This window comes from Streptomyces sp. NPDC001348 (genome assembly GCF_053597535.1).
In genome coordinates, this window is the sequence record NZ_JBSFIK010000088.1 from 1 (window position 1) to 3,336 (window position 3,336).

Sequence of the window (3,336 nt, forward strand, 5' to 3'; positions counted from 1 at the left end):
TCGGCGTCAAGCTCACCACGCTGCGCCCGGAGCAGGCCGCCTACATCGGCGTCGAGGTCGACGGCCCCTACAAGCCGGACCACTACCGCTACTGAGTCGCCGCTGAGTCGCCGAACTCCGAGGCAGGCCCCCGCACCCCCGTGCCGGGGGCCTGCCCCTTTGACCGGACCGGCGACCAAGGGCCGGACCGGCAGCCCGTCAAGACCCAGGACCCCCATGCCCCGCGGCCGTTATTCGCTCCACGATCCGCACGATCACACCCCCTTCGCAGAAGAACACTTCCAGTGCGCGCCCGGCCCTTCCGGCTGGCGCTACGTCTCCCGGCTCACCACGCCCTCGGGCAAGCAGAGCGGCTCGGTCGACCTCGCCCTGGACGAACTCGGCCGCCCCGTCCGACTCGAACTCCACGCCGCCAACTGGCAGGTGCGCGGCGCAGCCCTCGACGGCGTCACCTGGGTCCGTACCGACCCCACCGGCACCCATGCCACCGAAGGCAATGTGCGCGCCCACTCCTTCACCGGCACCTCCCCCGCCTTCCTCGTCGCCACCGCCCGTCTCCTGCGCCTCACCCCTTCCGCCGCCGCGACCCGCGTACGCCTCGTGGCCTTCACGGAACCGGTCCTCGCCCCGCGCACCGTGGACCAGTCCTGGGCCTTGGTGGAAAGAGAAACACACGCCACTGACAACGGCCCCCTGACCGTGGACGAATACCAGGTCACCGCCCTGGACACGGGCGAACGGCACGCCGTGCACATCGCCGGTGACGTGGTCCTGGCCGCGCCCGGCGTCGAGCTGGAGGACCTCGAGTCACCCCCCTCGGCCTTCGACTGAGCCAGGCCGGGCAACGACTACGCCGGAGGCACGAAACCGGTGGCCGGCCGCTCGACCGCGGAACCGCCGCCCTGCGGGTGCTCGGCCGCCCGGTCGTCCCGAGCCGGAGCCTCGGGACGACCGACGGCGGGGGTGACATGCCCGGCGGGCTCCTGCGGCTGCCAGGGCTCCTGCGGCTGCTGGAACGGCGACACGGGCGGCTGTGGCACCGGCGGTGCGGACGGCTGCGAACCCGGTGGCACGTAGCCGCCGGGCACCACCGCCGAAGGGACGGCCGCACCCCCGACGCCCGGGAGACCGCCACCGGCCGGGCCACCACCGAAGGTCCGCCGGGCCTCGCGGGCCTGCCGCTCGTGCAGCACGGCGGCCAGATAGGCGGAGGGCGGTACGCCCTGCGGCGCCGGAGCGCCGGTGCGAGCCGTCAGGTCGGCCGCGAGCCGCTCCGCCATCGCCCGGCCGACCTGCGGATCAAGCTGCTGCATACGCGTCAGGTACTGACGGACGGCAAGCCACAGACCATCGGGAACCGCGGACAGGTCGAGCCCCGAGAAACGCCCCGCCAGCCAGGGCGGCGGCGGAGGAACGAACTGCCCCTGCCCCACCGGCAAGCGCTCCCGCACGACCAGGGTTCCGGCAAAGACATCCCCGAGCCGCCGCCCGCGCTCCGACACCAGCGAAGCGATACAGGCGACGACACCGAACGTCATCAGGATCTCCACCACGCCGACCGCACCCCGCACCAGCGCGTGCCGGAACCGAATCGGCCCGCCGTCGTCCCGCACCACCCGCAGCCCGAACGCCAGCTTCCCGAGCGAACGCCCATGACTGAGCGTCTCCACCGCGATCGGCCCGCCCACCAGCACCAGCAGAAAGCAGGCGATCGACAGCGCGACCTGCGCCGCCTCGTCCAGGGACGACGTCGTCGCCACCACCACCAGGGTCGCGACCAGGTAGACGACCACGGTCACGACCAGGTCGAGCAACACCGCCAGCGCCCTGCTGGGCAGCCTCGCGGGACGCAACTCGAGCGCCACCGCCTCGCCCGTCACCAGCTCACCCACGCCCGCCGCCCTTCCTGGTCCACCCGGAGAATCGCAAGTCTGCCAAGCTGAGGACACATCGCGCTCCAGTACGACAAGCTGACGGACGAGGAGAGGAGCAGACAGACCCGATGGATCTCGACGTCTTCGTCGCCGCCCACCGAGCCGAGTGGGACCGCCTCGACGCGCTGCTCCGCCGTCAGCGCCGCCTCACCGGTGTGGAAGCCGACGAACTCGTCGCCCTCTACCAGCGCACCGCGACACACCTCTCCCTGATCCAGTCCAGCGCCCCAGACCCCCAGCTCACCGGTCGGCTCAGCCAGCTCGTCGCACGCGCGCGCAGCGCCGTGACAGGCACACGCCGAGCCTCGTGGCGCGACGTCACACGGTTTCTCGGACAGGGATTCCCCGCGGCGGTCTACCGCTCGCGCCACTGGTGGGTGCCCACCGCTCTGCTTTCCACCGCGATCGCGGTTCTCCTGGGCTGGTGGATCGGTACCCACCCCGAGGTGCAGTCCTCCATCGCCGCCCCCAGCCAGTTGCGGCAGCTCACCCGCCCCGGTGGCGAGTACGAGACGTACTACTCCAGCCACCCCGCCGCCTCCTTCGCCGCCCAGGTGTGGACGAACAACGCCCAGGCCGCCGCGATGTGCCTGGTCCTCGGTGTCTTCTTGGGCCTCCCGGTCCTCTGGATCCTGTTCGAGAACATGCTCAACCTGGGGGTCGGCCTGGGCCTGATGTCCTCGGCCGGCCGGCTCGACACCTTCCTCGGCCTCGTCCTTCCGCACGGGCTGCTGGAACTCACCGCGGTGTTCGTCGCGGCGGGTACGGGACTGCGTCTCGGCTGGACCCTCGTCGACCCCGGCCCGCGCAGTCGCCGCACGGCCCTCGCGGAGGAAGGCCGTGCCGCCGTCGGCATGGCCATCGGCCTCGCCCTGGTCCTCTTCGTCTCCGGCACCATCGAGGGATTCGTGACCCCGTCGGGACTCCCGACCTGGGCGCGCATAGGAATAGGTGTCCTCGCCGAGCTGGCGTTCCTTACGTACGTCTACGTCCTCGGCGGCCGGGCCGCACGCGCCGGCGACACGGGCGACGTCGAGACGGTCGAACGCAGCGCCAGCGTGCCGACCGCCGCCTGATGTGCGAACGCCTCCCCTGAGCTGCTAGTCTCCTCTTCGCCCCGCGAGAGCTGTTGACATGGCTCGAGTGGGGAGGTAGATTCAAACAGTTGCCTAGAACTGGACGTCTCCAGATGAGGCAGCTAGAATCTATCTGCTTCCCGAGGAACTTCATTCCCGAGAAGCCTCCCCCGATAACTCAGAAATGAGCGGCCGGTCAGACCGGCCAAGAACTTCTGATAAAGTCGGATCCGCCGGAAAGGGAAACCGCGAGAGCGGGAAACCTGGAAAGCACCGAGGAAATCGGATCGAGAAAAGATCTGATAGAGTCGGAAACGCAAGACCGA

4 protein-coding genes are annotated in these 3,336 nt (G+C 70.4%); 3 read left to right on the plus strand and 1 reads right to left on the minus strand.

The window, feature by feature from the left end; genetic code table 11:
- Both ACWC21_RS41265 and ACWC21_RS41270 read left to right on the plus strand, forming a co-directional pair.
- A partial coding sequence (locus tag ACWC21_RS41265) for an adenosylhomocysteinase (protein ID WP_353787965.1) occupies window positions 1–95 on the plus strand: 95 nt, incomplete at its 5' end.
- Between the two features lie 121 nt (window positions 96–216).
- Complete coding sequence (locus ACWC21_RS41270; RefSeq protein ID WP_450889982.1) at window positions 217–831, plus strand: hypothetical protein; 615 nt, start codon at window positions 217–219, stop codon at window positions 829–831.
- 17 nt (window positions 832–848) lie between these two features.
- Here the strand turns inward: ACWC21_RS41270 and ACWC21_RS41275 are convergent, their stop codons facing one another.
- A complete protein-coding gene (locus ACWC21_RS41275; RefSeq protein WP_450889984.1) occupies window positions 849–1,892 on the minus strand; it encodes an RDD family protein in 1,044 nt (347 codons plus the stop codon).
- A 110-nt stretch (window positions 1,893–2,002) separates the two neighbouring features.
- Between ACWC21_RS41275 and ACWC21_RS41280 the strand changes: the two genes are divergently transcribed.
- Window positions 2,003–3,010: a stage II sporulation protein M gene (locus ACWC21_RS41280; RefSeq protein ID WP_450889986.1), complete on the plus strand. Its 1,008-nt coding sequence runs from the start codon at window positions 2,003–2,005 to the stop codon at window positions 3,008–3,010.
- Window positions 3,011–3,336: the final 326 nt, after the last annotated feature.